This is a genomic window from Phenylobacterium composti DSM 19425, from assembly GCF_059568645.1.
Genome location: NZ_JCANTT010000019.1, coordinates 25,598 through 46,883 on the forward strand (window position 1 = coordinate 25,598; position 21,286 = coordinate 46,883).

Below are 21,286 nucleotides of genomic sequence, written 5' to 3' on the forward strand. Positions count from 1 at the left end.
AGCGGCCTTATACCGCTTTACGCCGAGGGTGAAAGCGCGTCGTCAAGGCGCGCGAGAGTTTCCTCCCGGGTGAGGGCCGTCATCGTGCCTGCAAGGTCGGGCGCGGGCGCGCCGCCGGACAGCACGGCGCGGAGCTGCGGACCGAACTTGCCGATGCCGACGCCTTCCTGTTCCGCAAAGGCGCGGATCGCCGCCTCCAGGGTAGGAACGTCCCAGTGGGGCTGGGCGGCGAGGGTGTCGCGCAGGCGCGAGAGCCGGCCGACCATTTCCTCGGTCATGGCCGCCTTGGCCTTCTCGGGCAGCTCCAGGGGCCGCCGCTTGAGGGCGAAGACCACGGCGTCTGCGAGGTCGACCACGGTCTTGGCGCCGTCGCGCACGAACGGAATGGTGCGCTCGATCACGGCAATGTCACCGGCCTCAAGGGTCCAGTCGCGGCTTGCAAGGACCTCCTCGACGAGCTTGGCGAGGCGCGCGGGCTCGGCCTGGCGAATGTAGTGGTTGTTCAGGTGGTTCAGCTTGGCCCAGTCCAGCCGGGCCGGGGCGCCGACCACGTCGTAGATGTCGAACCAGGCGATGGCCTGCTCGTCCGAAAAGATCTCGTCGTCGCCGTGGCCCCAGCCGAGCTTGGCCAAGTAGTTGCGCATGGTCTCGGGCAGATAGCCCATCGCCGCGAAATCGGTGACCGACTGGGCGCCGTGACGCTTCGACAGCTTGGCGCCGTCGGGCCCGTGAATCAGCGGCAGGTGCGCCCACACCGGCACCTCCCAGCCCATGGCGTTGTAGATCAGGGTCTGGCGGGCGGCGTTGTTCAGGTGGTCGTCACCGCGGATCACGTGGGTGATGCCCATGTCGTGGTCATCGACGACCACGGCGAGGTTGTAGGTCGGCGTGCCGTCCGTGCGCAGCAGGATCAGGTCGTCGAGCTGGCTGTTCTGGAAGCGCACCTCGCCCTTCACCGCATCGTTGACGATTGTCTCGCCTTCCAGCGGGCTCTTCAGGCGCACCACGAACGGGCGGTCGGGGGCGTCTTCCGGCGCGGCGTCCCGCCAGGGCGACTGGACGACGCGACCTTCGGCCCGGGCGCGCTCGCGTTCGGCCTCGAGTTCCTCGGGCGTCATGTAGTCGCGGTAGGCTTGGCCGCGGGCCAGCAGGTCCTCCACCACCTCACGGTGGCGATCGGCGCGCACGAACTGGAAGACCGGCTCCTCGTCGGCCTCCAGGCCTAGCCACTTCAGCCCGTCGAAGATCACCTGCACGGCGGCTTCCGTGGACCGTTCGCGGTCCGTGTCCTCGATGCGCAGCAGGAAGGTCCCGCCCGTGTGACGGGCGTAAAGCCAGTTGAAAAGCGCGGTCCTGGCCGTGCCAATGTGCATCATGCCGGTCGGCGAAGGGGCGATGCGGGTGCGGACGGGGCGGTCTGCCATAGAACTCGAGGGGGTTGGGGAGGGGGGCGCGGACGCCGGAGCGGCGCCTCTTAGCACGTCGATTCCCTCAGGGGCCAGTCCGCGGCGGGCGCTGAACTGGGTTCGGAATCAGGTCGAGGCCCAGGCCGATCGCTGGACGCTCTGGACCCCGGTCGCCTTCGGAGCCGGTTGCGCGACCTACTTCGGCCTGCTACGCGAGCCACAGATGTGGCTGGCCTGGGCGATGATGGCGGCCGCCCTGGCGCTGCTCCTGGCGTCCCGGCGCGGGACCGGAGGGCGAGCCATGGTCGCGGCCCTGGCCCTGGCGGCTTTCGCCCTGGGTGGGTTTGGCGTGGCCAAGTTCCGGACGCAAAGCGTCGCGGCCCCGGTCATGGCGACGCCGCCCGATGCGGCGGCAAGGCCTCACATGGTCGAAGGCTGGGTGGTGGACGTAGCCTCGCCGGGGCAGGGCGGCCAGCGGCTTTTGGTCGCCCCGGTCCGGGTCGGAGATCTCAGCCCGGAGGCGACCCCGATCCGGGTGCGGATCACCCTGCGGCCAGGAACGCCCCTGCCGCGCCCGGGCGAGGCGATCCAGGTCCTGGCCATCCTCAACCCGCCGCCGCCGCCCGCCAGTCCCGGGGCTTACGATTTCGCCCGGGACGCCTTTTTCGAGAGCGTGGGCGGTGTGGGCCTGGCGCTGCGCCCGCCGCAGGCCTGGACGCCGGCGGCGCTTGCGCCCTGGCGGCTGCGCCTGACCATGGGAATCAACGCCGCGCGCTGGGCCCTGACCGAACGGATCGTGTCGACCCTGGGGCCGCGGACCGGCGGCCTCGCCGCAGCCATGACTACCGGCCACGAGGCCTATATCCCGCGCGAGCAAGTGGAAAACCTGCGCGCCTCGGGCCTGGCCCACATCGTCTCCATCAGCGGGCTGCACATGGCCATCGTGGGAGGCTTCGCCTTCGCCGCGGCGCGGGTGGCTGTGGCGGCCTGGCCGTGGCTGGCGCTGCGGGTGTCGGGCAAGAAGCTGGCGGCCATCGTGGGCCTGGCCGCCGTGGGCGGCTATCTGGTGCTGTCAGGCGCGCCGCCGCCCGCGGAACGGGCGGCGATCACCGCGTCGGTCGCCTTTGCGGCCATTCTCGTGGATCGCCAGGCGATCAGTCTTCATGCGCTGGCCCTGGCCGCTATGGGCGTTCTTCTAGCCCAGCCCGAGGCCGTCACCGAGCCCGGCTTCCAGATGTCGTTCGCAGCCACGGCCGCGCTCGTCGCCCTGGCCGAGGCCTGGCCGCAACCCGTTCGCGAGATCTCCGCGCCCTGGTGGATCCGCGGGCCCCAGGCGGCGGCGACCTGGGTTGCGGCCAGTCTGGCGGTGAGTTTCGTGGCGGGGCTCGCCACGGGGCCGTTCGCGATCCAGCACTTCAACCGCGTCTCGACCTGGGGCTTGCTGGCCAATCTGGCGGTGGCGCCGATCTCGTCGTTTCTCCTGATGCCGGCGCTGGCGATCGGCGCGGCCCTGTCGCCCCTGGGGTTTGGACGCGCGCCCCTGGAGGTGGCCGGCTTCGCCATCGATCTGATGAACCGCGTAGCGGCGACGGCGGCCGCCGCGCCCATGGCTCAGTCGCTGGTCGCCAGCGCGCCGGCCTGGACGCTGCCGGCGGCGTTCCTGGGCATCCTCGCCATCTGCCTCTGGCGCGGGCCGCTACGCTGGGTCGGCCTGCCGCTAGCCCTGTCCGTGCTGTGGGTTCCTCGTCCGCCGACGCCTGACGTCTGGATCAGCGCCGATGGTGCGGCCGTGGCGGTGCGGGAGGGACGCCAGGCGGTGCTGCTGCGGCCAGACGTGAAGCTGTTCGGGGCCGAGCTCTGGGCGCGCCGGCGCGGCCTCGAGCCCCTGGCGAGCGAAGCCGAGCGCGACATCCGCTTCGACTGTGATCGCTGGAGCTGCGCGCCGGGGCTGGGGGCGCCTGTGCGGCTGGCGGCGGCCTGGAACCTTCGGCGTCCGCTTCGGGCCGGGCGGCTGGACGACCTCTGCGCCGACGCCGAGGTAGTGGTTGTGCGCAACGACCTGCGGCCCGAGCGCTGCGCGGCGGCGGTCGTGTTCACGGGGGCGGACTTCCGCGCCGGAGGTTCGGCCGAACTCTACCGGCAGGCCGACGGCGGCTGGCGGATCGTCTGGGCCAGCGATCTGCGCGGCCGGCGACCGTGGACCTGGGGCTTCGATCCCCGATAGGGCCCGCCGCCGGCCGGCGGCGACTTAGTGGTAGCGCCGGATCAGGCCCACGAGGCGGCCCTGCACCGACACTTGGTCGGGGCCAAAGATGCGGGTCTCATAGGCCGGGTTGGCGGCCTCGAGGGCGATGGAGGCGCCTTTCTTGCGCAGCCGCTTGAGGGTGGCTTCCTCGCCATTCACCAGAGCCACGACGATGTCGCCCGAGTTGGCGCTGTCGGTCCGGCGGATCACCACGAAGTCGCCGTCGAGGATGCCGGCGTTGATCATGGAATCGCCCTGGATCTCGAGGACGAAATGCTCACCCGCGCCGAGCATGGCCTCGGGCACCGGCAGGCGATCGCGTTCCTGCTGAATGGCCTCGATCGGCGTCCCGGCCGCGATCTTGCCGAGGATCGGGAGTTCGCGCGTGTCGTTGGCGGCCACCGGCATGTCCTTGCCGGCGTCGACCAGTTGCGGCTTGAACGGGGCGCGGCCCTTGGGCGGGGCGGCGGCCGTGGCCTGCTGGGGCAGGCGGACCACTTCCAGGGCCCGGGCGCGGTGTGGCAGACGGCGCAGGAAACCACGCTCTTCCAGGGCGGTGATCAGGCGGTGAATGCCGGACTTGGACGCCAGATCCAGGGCTTCCTTCATCTCGTCGAAGGACGGCGAGACCCCGGTCTCCTTGATCCGCTCATGAATGAACATAAGCAGTTCATGCTGCTTGCGGGTGAGCATCTAGGGCGACCTCTGGAACAAAGCGCAAACGTTGCGTTTGTTCTGTAGATGTTCCCAGTTAATGTCAAGTTACGACGGTTCCCCCTGAAAAATCAGGGAAAATCATTCCCGGCCAAGTACGAAAACCGACTCAGCCCAGCAGTTCGCGCGTCGCCGTCGTGACGTCGGCTTGTCTCATCAGGCTTTCACCCACCAGCATGGCCCGAGCGCCGGAGCGCTCAAGGCGCGCGGCGTCGGCGGCGGTGAAGATGCCGCTCTCGGTCACCAGCAGGGCTTCGGGCGGGGCGAGCCGTGCCAGGCGTTCGGTGGTGGCGAGATCCACCGTGAAGGTGCGCAGGTCGCGGTTGTTTACACCCACCAGATCAGCGCCAAGCTTGCCGGCGCGGTCCATCTCGGCCTCGTCATGCACCTCGACCAGGGCGTCCATGCCCAGCCGCCGGGCTTCGGCCATCAGATCGGCGGCCAGGGCGTCGTCGACCATGGCCAGGATCACCAGGATGGCGTCGGCTCCGAGGTCGCGGGATTCCGTCACCTGCCAGGGATCCACCAGGAAGTCCTTACGGATGCAGGGTAGGGCGACCGCCTCGCGCGCGGCCACGAGATAGGCGTCCTTGCCTTGGAAGCTGGGTTCGTCGGTAAGGACCGAGAGGCAGGCCGCGCCGCCGGCCTCGTAGGCGCGGGCCAGGGCGGACGGGTCGAAGTCCTCCCGGATCAGGCCCTTGGACGGCGATGCCTTCTTGATCTCGGCGATCAGCGCCAGGCGGCCGGGAGCGTGGCGTTGCGCCAGGGCGTCGCGGAAGCCCCGCGGCGGAGAGGCGGCCGGCTCGATGACGGGACGCGCGGCCTTGCGGGCGGCCACATCCTCACGCTTGTAGGCGGCGATCCGGGCCAGGATGTCGCTCATGCCGCGGTGATCTCCACCAGCTTGTCCAGCGCCGCCTGGGCGCGTCCGTCGTCGATGACCTGGCCGGCGAGTTCGACGCCTTCGCGCAGGGTCTCGACCTTGTCGGCCACGAGGAAGGCCGCCGCAGCGTTGAGCGCCACGATGTCCCGATAGGCCCCATGTTCACCCGCCAGCAGACGCCGCAGGGCAGAGGCGTTCTCGGCGGGGGCGCCGCCGGTGATGTCGGCGAGGGCGGCCCGGCGCAGGCCCACCGCCTCGGGGGTCACGGTGAACAGCCGCACCTTGCCGTCGCGCAGTTCGGCGACGGAGGTCTCGCCCGTGGTGGTCATCTCATCCAGGCCCGACCCGTGGACGACCCAGGCCCGTTCGGAACCCAAAAGCCTCAGGGCTTCGGCCAGCGGCTTCACCCAGCGCTCGGCATAGACGCCAATCACCTGCCGCTGGGCGCCAGCCGGGTTGGTGAGGGGCCCCAGGAGATTGAAGATGGTGCGGAAGCCCAGTTCGGCCCGGATCGGCGAGACGTGGCGCATGGCGCTGTGATGGGCCGGGGCGAACAGGAAGCAGATGCCCGCCGTCTCCAGCGCCTTCAACTGGGCCTCGGTGGACGCGGCGATGTTGACGCCAAGCTCGGTGAGCACGTCGGCGGTGCCCGACTTGGACGACATGGCGCGGTTGCCGTGCTTGGCCACCTTCAGCCCGCCGCCCGCCGCCACGAAGCCGACCGCCGTGGAGATGTTCAGGGTGTGGAGGCCATCGCCCCCGGTCCCGCACACGTCGATGGTGGGAAAACCGGGCTCAAGACGTACGGCGGCCCGGCGCATGGCGCGGGCGCAGGCCGCGATCTCCCCCAGGGTCTCACCCCGCATCCGCATGGCGGTGAGGGCCGCGCCCACCTGGGCCGGCGTCGGCTCGCCGCGCAGGCAGGCCGAGAAGAAGGTGTCGGCGTCGGCGTCGGACAGGGTCGCGCCGTCGGCCAGGCGCGAAAGGAGCGGCTTGAAGGCGTCGGACATGAACGGCGCTCAGGCTTGGGCCAGGGACCGTGCGGGCCGCTTCACGCCGGCGATGTCGAGGAAGTTGCCGAGCAGTTCATGGCCACATTCGGTGGCGATGGATTCTGGGTGGAACTGCACGCCAAAAATCGGCCGCGTCTTGTGCTGCACGCCCATGATCTCGCCGTCGTCGGTCCAGGCGGTGACCTCCAGGTCAGCAGGCAGGTCGGCCTCACGAACCGAGAGGCTGTGGTAGCGGGTCGCCGTGAAGGGGTTCTTCAGGCCGGCGAACACGCCCTTGCCGTTGTGGTGGATCGGGCTGGTCTTGCCATGCATCAGCACCTTGGCGCGGACCACCGCGCCGCCGAACGCCTGGCCGATGGACTGGTGGCCCAGGCAGACGCCGAAGATCGGCAGGTCGTCCGGCGCGGCGGCCAGCAGCGGAAGGCAGATGCCCGCCTCATTGGGGGTGCAGGGCCCTGGAGACAGCAGCACCGCATCCGGCTTGAGGCCGAGCGCCTCGTCGACGGTCAGGGCGTCGTTGCGCACGACATGCGTGTGGGCGCCCAGTTCGTTCAGGTAGTGAACCAGGTTGTAGGTGAAGCTGTCGTAGTTATCGACGACCAGGATCATGCGTCTCCCTTAGGCTTTGCCGACGCATCCGCCAAGCGGGATGCTCGCCCCATGTCGGCAGACGATTCGATGCTGGATTTTCAGGCGATGGCCCGGGCCCGGGCGCTTCTGACCCGCAGTCGCCCACCCGAGCGTACGTGGCCGGCGCTTGTGGCGGCGGCGGCCCTGGCGATCTCGGCCCTGGCTTTCGCGACGGCGATGATTCTCGCTCCGCCCCTGGTCACCCACTCGGCGGTGAAGAGCGCGCCGGAGTAAGGTCACCGTCGACCACGGGCGGCATCAGCCGGCCCCAGGCCTCGATCACGCCGCGCTCGGCGAGGCCGGCGAACAGCCGCTGCACATTGACGGCGTTTTCGCGCAGAAAGGTCTGCCAGACCGGCCGCTCAAACACCTCATAGGGCACCACGAGGCCGCTGCTGATCCGCCGGACGTGATCTTGATCCATCAGCGCCTTCACATGCCGACGGACGGTCTCCGCGGGCATAGACAGGCGATGGGCGGTTTCGGCGACGTTGGTGCGGCCGTTCTCGGCGGTGAGCACCGCCAGCAGCACGATGGCTGAGGCGATGTCGTCCACCGCGGCCATCAGGCCGTCGGTCGTGCGCAGCACATAGTCCGAGAGCAGGCGGACGGCCGCGCGGACGGGGATCGAGGATTCGGGCGGATAGGCCGAGCGGGGCAGGGACTCCACCAGGCCGGCCGCGTTCGCCTGGTGGAAGAAGGTCACCAGCCGGCGGTGGCTCTTGGTGACGCTCTCCACGTAGGCCGGAGACGCCAGATAGGCCTCGGGCACGATGACGCCGCCGTCCACCGAGGCGCAGGCGCCCAGGGCCTCCAGCCGGCGCACGTGGCGGCGGACGGTCTCGAACGGCATCCGCAGGGAATTGGCGACGGCGTTGATGCTCACGGGGCGGCGTCGGGCGTCGGGCGCCGGGGCGTCCAGACGGCCGTGGCGGATGCGGGTCAGGGGCTCGTGGGTGAGCGGAGCGATGTTGGCCTGGTTGATGGCCATGACGAGAATCGAATCGAGGCTCGACAGCCCGCCGATCCCCAAGGTCGCCTGGTCCAGCATGAAGCCGAACGACATCCGCCCGTGCTCACGCTCGCGGCGGGTGAGGGCAACGGGCGCCTCGTCCTGCTTCAGGCCTTCTTCCACGCCTATGCCACCTTTGAAACGCCCGCCCCCACGGCGCACGTCAGTTTCCGTAACCTCGGTATGTAATTGCGACTAGGCAAGGCGCTCTGTTACCCGGAATGGGCACGAAACTCCGGAAACTTCAGACGAATCGCCAGCTTTCCTCAGCCGCCCGGCGCAGGGCGCGGGCCTTGTGCAGCGTCTCATCATATTCGGCGTCGGGATCGCTGTCGGCGACCACGCCGCCGCCAGCCTGGACGTACATCATGCCGTCCTTGAACAGGGCCGTCCGGAGCACGATGCAGGTGTCGACCGAGCCGTCGCAGCCGAAGTAGCCGACGCCGCCGGCGTAGCCGATGCCGCGTTTTTCGATCTCCAGCTCGTCGATGATCTCCATGGCCCGCACCTTGGGCGCGCCCGAAAGCGTGCCGGCGGGCAGGGCGGCCAGCACCACGTCCACGGGATCGAGCCCTGCCGGCGCATCGCCCTCCACATTGGAGACGAGGTGCATCACGTGGCTGTAGCGCTCGACGAAGAAGCTGTCGGTGACACGGACCCGGGGCGGACCGCCCACGGCGGGCGGCGCATTGGCGCCCTGGTCCTTCAGCATCGCCACCCGGCCCACGTCATTGCGGCCGAGGTCGAGCAGCATCAGGTGTTCGGCGCGCTCCTTGGGGTCGGCGCGCAGTTCGGCCTCCAGGGCCTGGTCCTCTTCGGGCGTCGCGCCGCGGGGCCGCGTGCCGGCGATGGGGCGGATGGTGATCTTCCCGTCGCGCAGCCGCACGAGAATCTCCGGGCTGGAGCCGGCCAGATGGAAATCACCGAAGTCCAGGAAGAACAGGAACGGCGAGGGATTCGTCCGGCGAAGCGAGCGGTAGAGCGCGAAGGGATCGCGGCTGAACGGCGCGCGGAACCGGTGGCTCGGCACCACCTGGAAGATGTCGCCGGCGCGGATGTAGGCCTTCGCCTTCTCGACGATGGTCCGGTAGTCCTCGCGGCTGACCGGGGTGGTGAAGCTGTCGGGCTCCGGCTGGCCGTCGCCGGCTAGCGGCGGCGCCGGCTTGCGCAGATCCTGGATGACCGTCTGCAGGCGGGCGCGGGCGGCGGCATAGGCCTCCTCGGCGGTCGACCGTCCGGGCCGCACGGGCGTAACCAGGATGATCTCCTGGGCGATGGAGTCGAAGATCGCCACGATCGACGGGCGCGCCAGCACTGAGTCCGGCAGGTCCAGCGGGTCGGGATTGACGTTGGGCAGGCGCTCGACCAGCCGGATCATGTCGTAGCCGACCGCGCCGAACACCCCGGCGGCCATTGGCGGCAAGCCCGGCGGCAGCTCGATCCGCGAGGCGGCGATGAGGTCGCGCAGGCTGTCCAAGGCCCCGCCGGGCTGGCGGGTGAACCGGCCCGCGGCGATGTCCTCGCCCTCGGCCGCCTCGGCCACATCGCCCCGGCAGCGCCAGACGAGGTCGGGCGCGAGGGTGATGATCGAATAGCGGCCGCGCCAAGCGCCGCCCTCGACCGATTCGAACAGGAAGGCGTACGGACGCCCGTGACCGATCTTGAGGAAGGCCGAGACGGGCGTTTCGAGATCGTCGATCAGCCGGGTCCAGACGACCTGCGCCGCGCCGCTCTCATAGATGGACCTGAACGCGTCGAACGAAGGCTCCGGCGTCACTTCTTCTTCTCCGCCGGCGCGTTGGCGGCGAGGGGCTCCATGCCCACGGCCGAACGGGCGCGGTTCACATCGGTGCGGACCTTCAGCTTGGCGCGGGCCGAAGCCTGGGCGGCCTGGGCGATCTCGCGGAACAGGGCGTTAGCGAGTTCGGGGCGGCTCTGCTCCGCGAGGATGGCGCCCAGCGGGCCGGGCTGCGCCTGCACGTTCGACACCTGACCGACGGCGAAGGCGAACTCGCGCGCCTGGCTGACGAACACCTCGCCGGGCTTGGCCGAGAAGGCGCGACCCAGGAGCTGACGGGACAGGTCCACGCGCTGACCAGCGGTCTGGCGGGACAGGCCCGTAGCCTGGGACACCTGCAGGCCCGCCGACGCGGCCACGGCGGCGAGGGATTCGCCCTTGCGGACACGCTCGGCCAGTTCGTTGGCGCGGGCCTCCATGCGCGAGGCGGTCTGGCGCATCGTCCAGACGCGGGCGAGTTCGTCACGGACCTCGGCCAGCGGCGGAAGGGCGGGCGGGATCACCCGCTCCACACGCACAGCGAACGACTCGCCGTTGCCGGCGTCGACCAGGTCGCTCTCGCTGCCGGCCGGCAGGTCGAAGGCGGTCTCCAGGATGGCCGGGGTCAGGCCGGCCACCGGGCGACCCTGTTCGTCGACGCCCTGCTTCACCACCGGACCGACCGTGACCGCGGTGACGCCGGCCTTCTGGGCGGCGGCCTTAAGGTCGGCGCCCGACTGGTGGGCCTCGTCATAGGCCTGGCTCTGTTCGTAGACCTTCTGGGCGGCGGCGTTCTTGCGCAGCTCGGCCTCGAGCATGGGCCGCGCCTCGTCCAGCGAGATCGTCCGGCCAGGAGTGACCGAGACCACCTTGACCACGGCGAGGCCGAGCTCTCCCTGGGCCTGGGCCACCTGGCCGGCGGCGAGACGGAAGGCCGTCTCGGCCACCCGGCGGTCGGCGATGGCCGTGCGGGGCTTGTTTTCATAGACGATGGGATCGACGCCCATGGCCTTGGCCACGGCGGCCGGCTCCTCGTTGCGGCTCAGGCGCTCCTGAATCTGCTTGGCGGCCGCCGCGTCCTTGGCCGGGATCTGCACGACGGTGCGGGTCTCGGGCTGGGACAGGGTGTCCTTCCGGAAATCGTAGAGCTTCTGCAGCTCGGCCGGGTCGATGGGGCCGGTGCTCGACACCGCCTCGGGGCTGAATCGCACCACGGTCAGGACGCGCATCTCGGGCCGGGTCAGCTGGGCCGCGTTCTCCTGCATGAACTTGGTGAGCTGCTCGTCCGTGGGGGCCGTCACCGCGGGGACGTTGGCCGGGGTGATGGTGAAGTAGGCGAGGTCGCGGCTCTCAAGGCCGTAGACGGCGGCCAGGGCGCCATAGGCCCGCGGTGCGCGCAGGCCCTCGCCGACGCCCGCGCCCCAGTGCTGGGCGGCCATCTGGTCGCGGATGGCGCGGTCGAAGTCCTCCGGCGTCATGCCGTTCTCGCCGAGCCGCTGGACGAAGGTGTTGCGGTCGAAACGGCCGCTGATCGGATCGAAGAACGCCGGGATCTTCTGAATCTCGGCCACCAGCAGCTTGTCCGACGGGCGGATGCCCATGCGGTGGAGCATCTCGGCGAAGGCCTCGCGGGTGGCGAGGCCGTTCAGCACCTGGCGGTCGATGCCGTTCTCGGACGCCATTTCCGGCGTGATGGTCTGGCCGCTCTGCTGCTCCAGCTCCTTGCGGTACTCGTCGTACTCGCGCCGGAACTGCACGGAGTTGATCGTCCGCGACCCGGCCTTGATGACCTGGTCGCCGATGGTTCCGCGGAACACATCGTTGATGCCGAAGATGGCGAAACTGATGATCAGCAGGCCGATGAGGACGGCGGCGACCCAGGATTTCGCGAAGTTGCGAACGGCGGCGAGCATGAAACAAAACCCTTTCCCGGGCGCGAGGTGCGGGGCCGGTATAGTGGAGGCCGGTTCGGGACGGCAAGCAGGTGACAGCCGTCGCGGCTTGGCTTAACCGCGCCGTCCTGAAGCCCGCCGGGCAATCCGACAGACACGGAGGCAAGATGACCCGACCTGCGCCGCTGATCGCCGGGAACTGGAAGATGAACGGGACGTCCTCGTCGCTGGACGAGGCGCTGGCGGTGGCCAAGGCTGTGGCCGACGGCCCGGTCCGGGTGGCGATCTGCCCGCCGGCGATCCTCGCCCACCGCATGAGCGAGGCCCTGGCGGGCTCGAAGGTGCTGGTCGGCGGGCAGGACGCCCACTGGGACGACGCCGGCGCCTACACTGGCGACACCTCGGCCCAGATGCTGGCGGACGCCGGCGCCAAGCTGGTGATCCTCGGTCACTCCGAGCGCCGCACCGGCTACCGCGAGACCGACGAGGTGGTGGCGGCCAAGGTGAAGGCGGCGCTGCGGGCCGGCCTCGAACCCATCGTCTGCGTCGGCGAGACGCTGGAGGAGCGGGAGGCCGGCCGGGCCTTGGAGGTGGTCACCGGGCAGGTGCGCGGCTCGCTGCCGGCCGAGCTGGCCGACAAGGCCTTCGCCGTCGCCTATGAGCCCGTCTGGGCCATCGGCACCGGCCTGACGCCCAAGACGCCCCAGATCGAGGAAGTTCACCGGGCCATCCGCGCCACGCTCGTCGAGCTGTTCGACGAGGCGGGCAGGGCGGTTCCGATCCTGTACGGCGGTTCGGTGAAGCCCTCGAACGCGTCCGAGATCCTGCGCGCCGACGAGGTGGGCGGGGCCCTGGTCGGCGGCGCTTCACTGAAGGCCGCCGACTTCCTGGGCATCATCAACGCCCTCTGAGGCCTAGAAGCGGGCGCGCACCGTCGCGCCCACCGTCCGCGGCAGGCCAGGGAAGATGCCCAGCGTCCCGGCCTGGTTCGGCGCATCGAAGATGCTCTGGGCGTAGAGCTCGTCCAGCAGGTTCTGGCCCCAGAGCTCCACCGACCAGGCCTCGTCAGCCGGTCCCATCGCCAGACGTCCATTCAGCAGCGGGAAGCCCTTCTGGGTCTTCAGCGGGTTGAGATCGGACCCGGCATTGTAGCTGGACGAGTACCGGGCGTTGAGGGTGGCCCTCAGCAGCATTCCGTCGCCGAAGGGACGCGCCCAGTTGGCCGTCAGGGTCGGCGTCCACAGCGGCGCGAGCACGATCCGGCTGTCCGGCAGCCGGGGGCTGACGCCGGGGCCGGGGGTGAACGGGCTGGCCACGGTCTCCGCATAGGTGACGCCGCCCGAGAGCGTCAGGCCCTCGGCGGGCGTGCGCCAGGTGAAGTCGATGTCGGCGCCGCGCGAGATCACCTCGGGGATGGCCGTCACGACAAAGGTGACGCCTGTGTAGGCGTTGAGCTGGAAGTTGCGGAAGTCCTGGTAGAAGGCCGCCGCGTTGAGGATCAGGTCGCCCTCGAGCCAGGTCGCCTTGAGCCCCAGTTCGTAGGCATCCACGAACTCGGCCGGGAAGCTGGTGTCGGTCGCCGCCACCCCCACGGCGAGCCGGGCCCGGTCGAGGTTGTAGCCGCCGCCCTTGTAGCCCCGGGCGTAGGAGGCATAGACCATCAGGTCGGAGGCGGGCCGCCAGGCGAGCTTGGCCGAACCGGTGACCTCGTCCTCCTCGATCTTCTGGCTTGTGCGCAGGTCGTTGAAGGCCACGTCCGCCTGTGGGAAGCAGATGGCGTTGAGCGCGGCCGTGGGAACCGTTGCGCCGACCGCCTGGCGGGAGAGCAGGGCGGTGCAGGCGGGCACGCCGCCCACATTGGCATAGCGGCTCGCTAGCCGCTTCTCGTCATGACTGAGGCGCAGGCCCGCGGTCAGCTCGAAGCCGCCCCCCAGCCGCACCGTGTTGTTGGTGAAGAGGGCGTAGCTGCGCGCCTTCTGTTCGAAGCGGTCGCGCTGGCTCGGCCCTTCGGGGAAGTTCGCTCCCACCGGCAGGCCTGTGTAGGCGGCCACGTGGGCGCGATCGGCGCCCGACGAGAGGACAAGGCCGAGGTAGGCCTCGAAGTCCCGGCCAAAGTCGTAGGCCTGGGCGCTGTCCAGGCGCTCGTCGGCGAAGAAGCCGCCCATGGTGAAGTCCCAGGGGCCGCGCGTGCCGCTGAGCCGCAGCTCCTGGGTGGCCGTGCGGAACCTGTTGAAGAAGCTGCCGTCGGAGGGGCGGTAGAGGAGGTCGGCGCTGGTGTAGTCCACGTCGGTGCCCAGGCGGACCTTCCAGTCCCGGAGCGCGGTGATCGAGGTGAGCGTGAGGTCCGGCCCGAAACGATAGGTGGTCTCCAGGGACAGGCCCTCGTCCGTGACCACCTGCTTTCCGTCGCGATTGCCATAGGCGATGTGGTTTTCCGGGCGGGGCGGGCGCGAGACGCCGGCGTCGGGCGCCAGCAGGTCCACATAGGCGGCGGTCGGTCCGGCCAGGTAGGTGATGCCGAGGCAGCATTGTTCGGCCCGGCGACTGGCGTCGGCGATGAGGCGCAGGCTGAGAGCCTCGGACGGCTGGAACAGGAGTTGACCGCGCACCGTGGCGTAGTTGCGGTCGTGGTCCTCATCGAAGCCGCGGGGACCATCGCCCGTGCGCACCTTGACCCAGCCGTTGCGGCTGCGGGCCGCGACGAAGAGGCGGCCGGCGAGGACATCTTCAACAAGGGGAGCGTTCAGGCTCACTGACCCGCCGCGCTCGTGGAAGCTGCCGACTGTGGCCTCGACGTCCAGGCTGCGGGTGAAATCGGGCGCCCGGGTGATGACATTGATGACGCCGGCCGAGGTGTTCTTTCCGAACAGATCCCCCTGCGGGCCCTTGAGCACCTCGATCCGCGCCAGCTCGCCGAGGTCGCCGATGCCGATGCTGTTGCGGGGCCGGTAGACGCCGTCGACGACGATCCCCACCGAGGATTCCAGGCCGACGTTGTCGCCGATGGTGCCGATGCCACGGATCCGGGCCGCCGTCGCCGATTCGCTGGACGTGCTGGTCACCTGGAACCCCGGGACCACCGCCGTCAGGTCCTTGATGTCCCGCACGCCGGCGTCGCGCAGGGCCGGGGCGGAGAGGGCGGTGATGGCCAGCGGCACGTCCTGCAGGCGCTGCTCGCGCTTCTGGGCGGTCACCACCACTTCGCCGAGGTGGGCCTCGTCGGCCTTGGCTTCGGCCAGCGGAACAAGCGCGAGCGCGGCGAAGACCGCGCCGAATCCATCGTGACGCATGGACAATCCTTGAGATGAGGGGTCGGCGACCCGTTCGCCCGGCCTAGGGCCTGGGTTGACGCAACGGCGGGAAACCCTAAAGCTCGCTGCCTGGCGGCCCTTTCAGCTCCACCGTATTGCCTTCGGGATCGCGCACGTAGAGCGAAAGTCCGTCGCCGTCAGCCCCATAGCGAGGGCCTTCCTCCACGATCTCGACGCCGTTCGTCGCAAGATGGGCGCGGATCGCTGCAGGATCGAACGGGCGGACCTGGAGGGCGAAGTGGTCGAGGTTGTGGCCCTCAGGCCCGGGGCCGGCGCCGCCCTTGCGCCCGAGGGGGCCGTCGAGGGTGACGAGGTCGATCATTTGCGGCCCGGCCCGCAGGTGGGTGAGGCCGATATCCGGCACGTCGCGGTCGACCGAAAGACCCAGCACGTCGCAGTAGAAGGCGAGCATCCGCGCCTTGTCGCGTACGCGCAGGACAATGTGATCGAACCCCTGGATCGGGATCGGATGGCTCATGGGACGACCTAAAGCAAAAGCCTCCAGCGGCGGCAATCACGGCGTTCGCCGTCCTCGAGCAGGTCGCCGCGCACCAGGCCCTCCTCTTCGAAGCCGAACTGCTCCAGCATCGCCTCCTGGCGTCGGGCGCCGAGGCGGGTGCGGGCGGAGAGCCTGCGCAGACCGCTGCCGGCGGCCTGGGTGAGCACGGCGGTCATGGCCTCGCGGCCGTAGTCCTCGCGCCAGGCGTCCCGGCCCAGCATAAAGCCCATGTCGGCCCGGCGATGGCGGCGGTCGATTTCCCTGAGGCCGACGCAGCCGACGTAGGCCTCGCCCGCGAGCGTCCGCAAGGTCCAGTGCATCTCGCGGCCGGCCGCCATGGCGTCCACCTGCCCCTGCACCGCATGCCCCACCATGTCGGGATCGTCCGGTTCGGGAGCATCCCAGCCGAAGAGCACGTCCGGGTCGCCGAGGGTGGGGAAGATGGCGGCGGCGTCCTCGACGGTCAGCGGGGCGAGCCGGAGACGCTCGGTCTCCAGGACGGGCGGGCGACTGGGGTCGAGAATCATCTCTTGTCCAACGGATACGACCCACTAGCTATGGCTTTGGGCGCGCGCCGGTGGTAGAGCGCGCGCTTCATTTCGGGCGGGTGTGTCCGCCGAAGCGCACCGGATAGGTCAATGCTGCTCACGCTGCTCCTCGTGCTCGAGGTCATCGTCGCCTTCTTCCTGATCGTCGTGGTCCTGCTCCAGCGGTCCGAAGGCGGCGCGCTGGGCATGGGCGGCGGCCCCTCGGGCTTCATGACGGCGCGCGGCGCGGGCGACCTGCTCACCCGCATCACCTGGATCCTCGGCTCGGCCTTCTTCGTGCTCGGCCTGCTCCTGACGGTCATCGCCGGTCGGGAAGGGGGCTCGTCGTCGGTCGTCGACCGGCTGAAGGTCAACGCCATCGACCCCAACAGCCTGAACCAGTCCATCCAACAGCCGCCGGCCGGCGAAGCCGCGCCCGAGGCGCCGGCGCCGTTCCAGGCCCCGGCCCCGGTGGTCAGCAACCCCTTCACGACCCAGACTCCGGCCCCGCAGCAATAAGCCGTGGATCATTTTGAACGTACGGCGGGCGACCCCGCCGAATCACGGCTACTCTGAACGCCCATGGCCCGGTACATTTTCATCACCGGCGGCGTCGTCTCCTCTCTGGGTAAAGGTCTCGCGTCCGCCGCTCTTGGCGCGCTTCTTCAGGCGCGCGGCTACAAGGTCCGCCTGCGCAAGCTGGATCCGTATCTGAACGTCGATCCGGGGACGATGAGTCCCTATCAGCACGGCGAGGTCTTCGTGACCGACGACGGGGCGGAGACCGACCTCGACCTCGGACATTACGAGCGCTTCACCGGCGTGTCGGCGACGCGCAACGACAACATCACCACCGGCCAGATCTACAAGACGATCATCGAGAAGGAGCGGCGCGGGGATTACCTCGGCGCGACCGTCCAGGTGATCCCGCACGTCACCGGCGAGATCAAAGACTTCGTCCTGTCCGATCCCGGCCCGGACGTGGATTTCGTGCTGATCGAGGTGGGCGGCACGGTGGGCGACATCGAGGGCCTGCCGTTCTTCGAGGCGATCCGCCAACTGGGGCAGGAGCTGCCCCGCGGCCATGCCTGCTACATCCACCTGACCCTTCTGCCGTTCATCAAGACGGCTGGGGAGATGAAGACCAAGCCGACCCAGCACTCGGTGAAGGAGCTGCGGTCCATCGGCATTCAGCCGGACATCCTGCTGTGCCGCTGCGAGCAGGAGATTCCGGAAGGTGAGCGCCGGAAGATCGCCCAGTTCTGCAACGTGCGTCCGAGCGCCGTCATCCAGGCGATGGACAGCGCCAACATCTACGCCGTGCCGCTGGACTACCACCGCGAAGGCCTGGATCGCGAAGTGCTGGACGTCTTCGGCCTGGCCGAGACCGCGCCCAAGCCCGACCTGTCGCGATGGGAGGAGATATCCCACCGCCTCAGCCATCCCGACGGCGAGGTGAACATCGCCATCGTAGGCAAGTACACGGCCCTGACCGACGCCTATAAGTCGCTGGTCGAGGCGCTGATCCACGGCGGCGTCGCCAACAACGTTCGGGTCAAGTTCGACTGGATCGAGGGCCAGGCCTTCGAGAAGGAAGAGGCGATGATCGCCGAGCGCCTCACCAATGTGCATGGGGTGCTGGTGCCCGGCGCCTTCGGCGAGCGCGGCTCCGAAGGCATGATCCGGGCGGTGCAGTTCGCCCGCGAGCACGACATCCCGTACTTCGGGATCTGCTTCGGCATGCAGATGGCCATGATCGAGGCGGCCCGGAACCTGGCCGGCATCAAGCAGGCCTCGTCCACCGAGTTCGGCCCGACGTCCGAGCCCATCGTGGGCCTGATGACCGAATGGGTGCGCGGCAACGCCAGGGAAACCCGCTCCGAGGGCGGGGAGCTGGGCGGCACCATGCGCTGCGGCGCCTATGAGGCCGTGCTGGAGCCGGGGTCGCGCGTGGCGCAGATCTACGGGACCCAGGTGATCTCCGAGCGGCACCGCCACCGCTACGAGGTGAACATCACCTACCGCGACCGGATCGAGGCGACGGGGCTGAAGTTCACCGGCCTGTCGCCCGACGGGCAGTTGCCGGAGATCTGCGAGCGCCAGGACCACCCGTGGTTCGTGGGCGTGCAGTATCACCCCGAGCTCAAGAGCCGGCCGTTCGATCCGCACCCGCTGTTCGCCAGCTTCATTGGGGCGGCGAAGGAGCGGAGCCGGCTGGTCTAGCGACTGATTCGGCCGGACGGGGCGCGGCGCTCAGGCTGCGGCTCCGTCCGCCGGAAGCCGTTTCCCCTCGACGACAGGCGGCTGGATGCGGCTTCTGACGTCAGGTGCTTGATCCCGCGCGGGGTTTCATGCATACACCCGCGCTCACGTCGGCGGCCCGGTTCGGCCGCCGCAATCATTTCGAGATACTCCGATGGCCGTTCCTAAGAGAAAAACCTCGCCCTCGCGGCGGAACATGCGTCGCTCGCACCACGCGCTGGGCCCGAACGCCTATCACGAGGACAAGGAAACGGGCGAGCTGAAGCGCCCGCACCATGTCGACCTGAAGACCGGCATGTACAACGGTCGTCAGGTTCTGACGCCGAAGGAAGACTAAGCTTCCTTCCGAGGAGAGTTTCGCGCGGCCCCGCCTGGCGACAGGCGGGGCCGTTTGCATGCCCGCCTACTGGCTGCGGCCGCGGGCCTGCACGGCCGCACGGCGCTGGGCGACCATCTCCGGGGTCACGGCGGCGTTGTAGGCCATGGACCGCTCGTGCTCGAGGGCCAGGCCTTCGCCCAGGCTCTTCTCATAGCCATCGTCGATCATCGCCTTGTAGGTGACCAGCATCTCGGCCTCGATGTCGGCCATCTGGCGGGCGAGGGTGAGGGCGGTCTCCATCAGTTCGCCCGGTTCCACGACGCGGTTCACCAGGCCCCACTCGTAGGCCGTGCGCGCGTCGAGGAAGTTGCCGGTCAGGGAAAGCTCCTTGGCCCGGTAGGGTCCGATCACCCGCGACAGCTTCTGGGAGAGGCCCCAGCCGGGGGTGATCCCCACCCGAGCGTGGGTGTCGGCGAAGCGGGCGTTGGTGGAACAGATCAGCACGTCGCAGGCGAGGGCGACCTCGAAGCCGCCGGTGATCGCCACGCCGTTGATGGCACCGATGATCGGCTTGCTGGTGGCCAGCAGCGCCCGGGCGGGATTGTCGGCCGGATCGGTGGCGTTGGCCGCGCCCATGCCCAGCGGATCGGTGGACAGCTCCTTCAGGTCGAGGCCCGCCGTGAAGGCGCGCTCGCCCGCGCCGGTGAGCACGATCACCTTCACCGAGGCATCGCCGTCCAGCTCCATCATGGCCTGGCGCAGCGCCAGCCGCAGCGCCCGGGACAGGGCGTTCATGGCCTCGGGCCGGTTGAGGGTGACGACGGCAACCCCGTCGAAGGGCTTTTCGACCAGCAGCATGGGTTTCCTCCCTGATGCGTCGGCTTCGCGCGCGGACCCTGCGTCAGGTCAAGCGGCGGCAAGCCAAGTTGCCCACGCGGCGGAAGGTGGCTAAGGCTCCCCCGCCGCCAGAATCCCCCTTGAGGAGCCACATGACCGAGATCGTCGACATCACCGCCCGTGAGATCCTGGACAGCCGGGGCAACCCGACCGTCGAGGTGGACGTGATCCTCGAGGACGGCTCCATGGGCCGCGCCGCGGTGCCGTCGGGCGCCTCCACCGGCGCCCACGAGGCCGTGGAGAAGCGCGATGGCGACAAGTCCCGCTATCTCCGCAAGGGCGTGCGCCAGGCCGTGGAAGCGGTGAACGGCGAGATCTATGACGCCCTGTCTGGCCAGGACGCCGAGGACCAGCGCCGCATCGACCGGCTGCTGATCGAGCTCGACGGCACGCCGAACAAGGCCCGCCTGGGCGCCAACGCCATCCTCGGCGTCAGCCTGGCGGTGGCCAAGGCTGCGGCCAGCTCGGCCGCCCTGCCGCTGTACAAGTACGTGGGCGGCGTCTCGGCCCGCGTCCTGCCGGTCCCGATGATGAACATCATCAACGGCGGCGCCCACGCCGACAATCCGATCGACATCCAGGAGTTCATGCTCCTGCCGACCGGCGCCGAGACCTTCGCCGAAGGCCTGCGCATGGGCGCCGAGATCTTCCACGCCCTGAAGGCCCAGCTGAAGGCCGCCGGTCACAACACCAACGTCGGCGACGAGGGCGGGTTCGCCCCCAATCTGTCGAGCGCCGAGGCGGCCCTCGAGTTCATCGTCAAGGCGGGCGAGGGCGCCGGCTACAAGGTGGGCGACGACTTCCACCTGGGCCTGGACGTGGCCTCCACCGAATTCTTCAAGGGCGGCAAGTACGTCATGGACGGCGAGGGCAAGACCCTCGATCCGGCCGGGATGGTCGACTACCTGGCCAACCTGGTGGCCAAGTTCCCCATCGTCACCATCGAGGATGGCTGCGCCGAGGACGACTTCGACGGCTGGAAGCTGCTGACCGAGCGCCTGGGCGGCAAGGTCCAGCTGGTCGGTGACGACCTGTTCGTGACCAATCCCGAGCGCCTGGCCATGGGCATTGGCAAGGGCCTGGCCAATTCGATCCTCGTGAAGGTGAACCAGATCGGCACCCTGTCCGAGACCCTGGACGCCGTCGATCTGGCCCAGCGCAACAGCTACACGGCGGTGATGAGCCACCGCTCGGGCGAGACCGAGGACTCGACCATCGCCGACCTCGCCGTCGCCACCAACTGCGGCCAGATCAAGACCGGCTCGCTGGCCCGTTCGGACCGCACGGCCAAGTACAACCAGCTGCTCCGCATCGAGGAAGAGCTGGGCGACCAGGCGATCTACGCCGGTCGCAAGGCGCTGCGCGCCCTCTAAGGCGCTCGTCGCTAGAGGCACCGAGATAGTCCGGGCCGCAGACCGCGGCCCGGATGTCGCGGTGCAGAGCCCTATCGGAGGGGCTGGTCTGCACGGGGAACACAGCCGCGTTAACGTCGGAGGTTAGCGGGGCGTTAAGCATGGGTGCGGCAAAGAGGCCGGGCCTGCGTAGGGAATCGTCGCTTGCTCGCCCGCTTCCGCCCGTACCTGTCGACAGCCGCCCTTGCGCTGCTGATCTGCTACTTCGCTTTCCACGCCTTTACCGGCGAGGGCGGGATCTTGCGGTCCAACCAGCGCGACGCGACTCTGCTCGCCAAGCAGCGTGAGCTGGCCGAGGTGACCGCCCAGAGGCGCGATCTGGAGATTCGCGCGCAACTTCTGCGGGATCAGAGCCTTTCCGCCGACCTACTGGAGGAAAGGGCCCGCTCTCTTCTAGGCTTTGCCGACCCGAGGGACTATGTGATCCGCATGAAGCCCTGAGAGCCCTTCGCGGGTTCGTAAGGGACATCTGCACACGATCACGGAG

At 69.4% G+C, this 21,286-nt stretch carries 20 protein-coding genes; 8 read left to right on the forward strand and 12 right to left on the reverse strand.

The features are described from left to right. Nucleotides 1-17 precede the first annotated feature (17 nt). On the reverse strand, nt 18-1,424 hold the full coding sequence (gene gltX / locus BO64_RS14665) for a glutamate--tRNA ligase (RefSeq protein WP_496404057.1): 1,407 nt from the start codon (nt 1,422-1,424) through the stop codon (nt 18-20). 205 nt (nt 1,425-1,629) lie between these two features. On the opposite strand from gltX, the gene BO64_RS14670 reads away from it, so the two are divergent. Continuing rightward, nucleotides 1,630-3,630: a ComEC/Rec2 family competence protein gene (locus BO64_RS14670; RefSeq protein WP_496404058.1), complete on the forward strand. Its 2,001-nt coding sequence runs from the start codon at nt 1,630-1,632 to the stop codon at nt 3,628-3,630. Between the two features lie 24 nt (nt 3,631-3,654). Here the strand turns inward: BO64_RS14670 and lexA are convergent, their stop codons facing one another. From lexA to BO64_RS14690, 4 genes are all read right to left on the reverse strand, one after another. Then, on the reverse strand, nt 3,655-4,344 hold the full coding sequence (lexA, locus tag BO64_RS14675) for a transcriptional repressor LexA (RefSeq protein WP_496404059.1): 690 nt from the start codon (nt 4,342-4,344) through the stop codon (nt 3,655-3,657). 130 nt (nt 4,345-4,474) lie between these two features. After that, nucleotides 4,475-5,248 carry an indole-3-glycerol phosphate synthase TrpC gene (gene trpC / locus BO64_RS14680; RefSeq protein WP_496404060.1) on the reverse strand — a complete coding sequence of 258 codons (774 nt, stop codon included), beginning with the start codon at nt 5,246-5,248 and terminating at the stop codon, nt 4,475-4,477. After that, a complete protein-coding gene (gene trpD, locus BO64_RS14685; RefSeq protein ID WP_496404061.1) occupies nt 5,245-6,258 on the reverse strand; it encodes an anthranilate phosphoribosyltransferase in 1,014 nt (337 codons plus the stop codon). Before trpD ends, trpC begins: the two co-directional genes overlap by 4 nt. Nucleotides 6,259-6,267: 9 nt before the next feature. Continuing rightward, on the reverse strand, nt 6,268-6,870 hold the full coding sequence (locus BO64_RS14690; RefSeq protein WP_496404062.1) for an anthranilate synthase component II: 603 nt from the start codon (nt 6,868-6,870) through the stop codon (nt 6,268-6,270). Between the two features lie 51 nt (nt 6,871-6,921). Between BO64_RS14690 and BO64_RS14695 the strand changes: the two genes are divergently transcribed. After that, on the forward strand, nt 6,922-7,125 hold the full coding sequence (locus tag BO64_RS14695; RefSeq protein ID WP_496404063.1) for a hypothetical protein: 204 nt from the start codon (nt 6,922-6,924) through the stop codon (nt 7,123-7,125). Here the strand turns inward: BO64_RS14695 and BO64_RS14700 are convergent. The 3 genes from BO64_RS14700 to BO64_RS14710 form a co-directional block, all read right to left on the reverse strand. Further along, nucleotides 7,091-8,026, reverse strand: a complete 936-nt coding sequence (locus tag BO64_RS14700) for a hypothetical protein (RefSeq protein ID WP_496404064.1) — start codon at nt 8,024-8,026, stop codon at nt 7,091-7,093. The genes BO64_RS14695 and BO64_RS14700 overlap by 35 nt on opposite strands. Before the next feature lie 121 nt (nt 8,027-8,147). Further along, the gene (gene trpE / locus BO64_RS14705) at nt 8,148-9,680 is read right to left on the reverse strand and encodes an anthranilate synthase component I (RefSeq protein WP_496404065.1); all 1,533 of its coding nucleotides are present in this window, start codon (nt 9,678-9,680) and stop codon (nt 8,148-8,150) included. Beyond that, nucleotides 9,677-11,593: a peptidylprolyl isomerase gene (locus BO64_RS14710; protein ID WP_496404066.1), complete on the reverse strand. Its 1,917-nt coding sequence runs from the start codon at nt 11,591-11,593 to the stop codon at nt 9,677-9,679. The genes trpE and BO64_RS14710 overlap by 4 nt, the downstream gene beginning before the upstream one ends. A gap of 146 nt (nt 11,594-11,739) precedes the next feature. Between BO64_RS14710 and tpiA the strand changes: the two genes are divergently transcribed. Further along, entirely contained in the window at nt 11,740-12,483 is a 744-nt protein-coding gene (gene tpiA, locus BO64_RS14715) for a triose-phosphate isomerase (RefSeq protein ID WP_496404067.1), read from the forward strand. A 3-nt stretch (nt 12,484-12,486) separates the two neighbouring features. Here tpiA and BO64_RS14720 read toward each other — a convergent pair whose 3' ends face one another. The 3 genes from BO64_RS14720 to BO64_RS14730 form a co-directional block, all read right to left on the reverse strand. Beyond that, complete coding sequence (locus tag BO64_RS14720; protein WP_496404068.1) at nt 12,487-14,862, reverse strand: TonB-dependent receptor; 2,376 nt, start codon at nt 14,860-14,862, stop codon at nt 12,487-12,489. 76 nt (nt 14,863-14,938) lie between these two features. Beyond that, nucleotides 14,939-15,361: a VOC family protein gene (locus BO64_RS14725; RefSeq protein ID WP_496404069.1), complete on the reverse strand. Its 423-nt coding sequence runs from the start codon at nt 15,359-15,361 to the stop codon at nt 14,939-14,941. Nucleotides 15,362-15,369: 8 nt separating this feature from the next. Then, the gene (locus BO64_RS14730) at nt 15,370-15,909 is read right to left on the reverse strand and encodes a GNAT family N-acetyltransferase (RefSeq protein ID WP_496404070.1); all 540 of its coding nucleotides are present in this window, start codon (nt 15,907-15,909) and stop codon (nt 15,370-15,372) included. Nucleotides 15,910-16,020: 111 nt separating this feature from the next. Between BO64_RS14730 and secG the strand changes: the two genes are divergently transcribed. From secG to rpmF, 3 genes are all read left to right on the forward strand, one after another. After that, nucleotides 16,021-16,428 (forward strand): preprotein translocase subunit SecG, encoded by a 408-nt coding sequence (gene secG / locus BO64_RS14735; protein ID WP_496404071.1) that lies wholly within the window; start codon nt 16,021-16,023, stop codon nt 16,426-16,428. A gap of 63 nt (nt 16,429-16,491) precedes the next feature. Continuing rightward, complete coding sequence (gene pyrG / locus BO64_RS14740) at nt 16,492-18,132, forward strand: CTP synthase (RefSeq protein WP_496404072.1); 1,641 nt, start codon at nt 16,492-16,494, stop codon at nt 18,130-18,132. Between the two features lie 193 nt (nt 18,133-18,325). Continuing rightward, the gene (gene rpmF / locus BO64_RS14745; protein ID WP_496404073.1) at nt 18,326-18,508 is read left to right on the forward strand and encodes a 50S ribosomal protein L32; all 183 of its coding nucleotides are present in this window, start codon (nt 18,326-18,328) and stop codon (nt 18,506-18,508) included. Between the two features lie 66 nt (nt 18,509-18,574). Here rpmF and BO64_RS14750 read toward each other — a convergent pair whose 3' ends face one another. Continuing rightward, on the reverse strand, nt 18,575-19,348 hold the full coding sequence (locus BO64_RS14750) for an enoyl-CoA hydratase (RefSeq protein WP_496404074.1): 774 nt from the start codon (nt 19,346-19,348) through the stop codon (nt 18,575-18,577). 131 nt (nt 19,349-19,479) lie between these two features. Here BO64_RS14750 and eno point away from each other — a divergent pair, with 131 nt between their 5' ends. Both eno and BO64_RS14760 read left to right on the forward strand, forming a co-directional pair. Next, complete coding sequence (gene eno / locus BO64_RS14755; RefSeq protein WP_496404075.1) at nt 19,480-20,760, forward strand: phosphopyruvate hydratase; 1,281 nt, start codon at nt 19,480-19,482, stop codon at nt 20,758-20,760. A gap of 183 nt (nt 20,761-20,943) precedes the next feature. Next, the gene (locus BO64_RS14760; RefSeq protein WP_496404076.1) at nt 20,944-21,240 is read left to right on the forward strand and encodes an FtsB family cell division protein; all 297 of its coding nucleotides are present in this window, start codon (nt 20,944-20,946) and stop codon (nt 21,238-21,240) included. The last annotated feature ends 46 nt before the right edge of the window (nt 21,241-21,286 follow it).

Coding starts and splice junctions, on each gene's coding strand:
- gltX (WP_496404057.1), bottom strand. CDS start 1,424: ATGGCAGACCGCCCCGTCCGCACCCGCATCGCCCCTTCGCCGACCGGC.
- BO64_RS14670 (WP_496404058.1), top strand. CDS start 1,630: ATGTGGCTGGCCTGGGCGATGATGGCGGCCGCCCTGGCGCTGCTCCTG.
- lexA (WP_496404059.1), bottom strand. CDS start 4,344: ATGCTCACCCGCAAGCAGCATGAACTGCTTATGTTCATTCATGAGCGG.
- trpC (WP_496404060.1), bottom strand. CDS start 5,248: ATGAGCGACATCCTGGCCCGGATCGCCGCCTACAAGCGTGAGGATGTG.
- trpD (WP_496404061.1), bottom strand. CDS start 6,258: ATGTCCGACGCCTTCAAGCCGCTCCTTTCGCGCCTGGCCGACGGCGCG.
- BO64_RS14690 (WP_496404062.1), bottom strand. CDS start 6,870: ATGATCCTGGTCGTCGATAACTACGACAGCTTCACCTACAACCTGGTT.
- BO64_RS14695 (WP_496404063.1), top strand. CDS start 6,922: ATGTCGGCAGACGATTCGATGCTGGATTTTCAGGCGATGGCCCGGGCC.
- BO64_RS14710 (WP_496404066.1), bottom strand. CDS start 11,593: ATGCTCGCCGCCGTTCGCAACTTCGCGAAATCCTGGGTCGCCGCCGTC.
- tpiA (WP_496404067.1), top strand. CDS start 11,740: ATGACCCGACCTGCGCCGCTGATCGCCGGGAACTGGAAGATGAACGGG.
- BO64_RS14720 (WP_496404068.1), bottom strand. CDS start 14,862: ATGCGTCACGATGGATTCGGCGCGGTCTTCGCCGCGCTCGCGCTTGTT.
- BO64_RS14725 (WP_496404069.1), bottom strand. CDS start 15,361: ATGAGCCATCCGATCCCGATCCAGGGGTTCGATCACATTGTCCTGCGC.
- BO64_RS14730 (WP_496404070.1), bottom strand. CDS start 15,909: ATGATTCTCGACCCCAGTCGCCCGCCCGTCCTGGAGACCGAGCGTCTC.
- secG (WP_496404071.1), top strand. CDS start 16,021: ATGCTGCTCACGCTGCTCCTCGTGCTCGAGGTCATCGTCGCCTTCTTC.
- pyrG (WP_496404072.1), top strand. CDS start 16,492: ATGGCCCGGTACATTTTCATCACCGGCGGCGTCGTCTCCTCTCTGGGT.
- rpmF (WP_496404073.1), top strand. CDS start 18,326: ATGGCCGTTCCTAAGAGAAAAACCTCGCCCTCGCGGCGGAACATGCGT.
- BO64_RS14750 (WP_496404074.1), bottom strand. CDS start 19,348: ATGCTGCTGGTCGAAAAGCCCTTCGACGGGGTTGCCGTCGTCACCCTC.
- eno (WP_496404075.1), top strand. CDS start 19,480: ATGACCGAGATCGTCGACATCACCGCCCGTGAGATCCTGGACAGCCGG.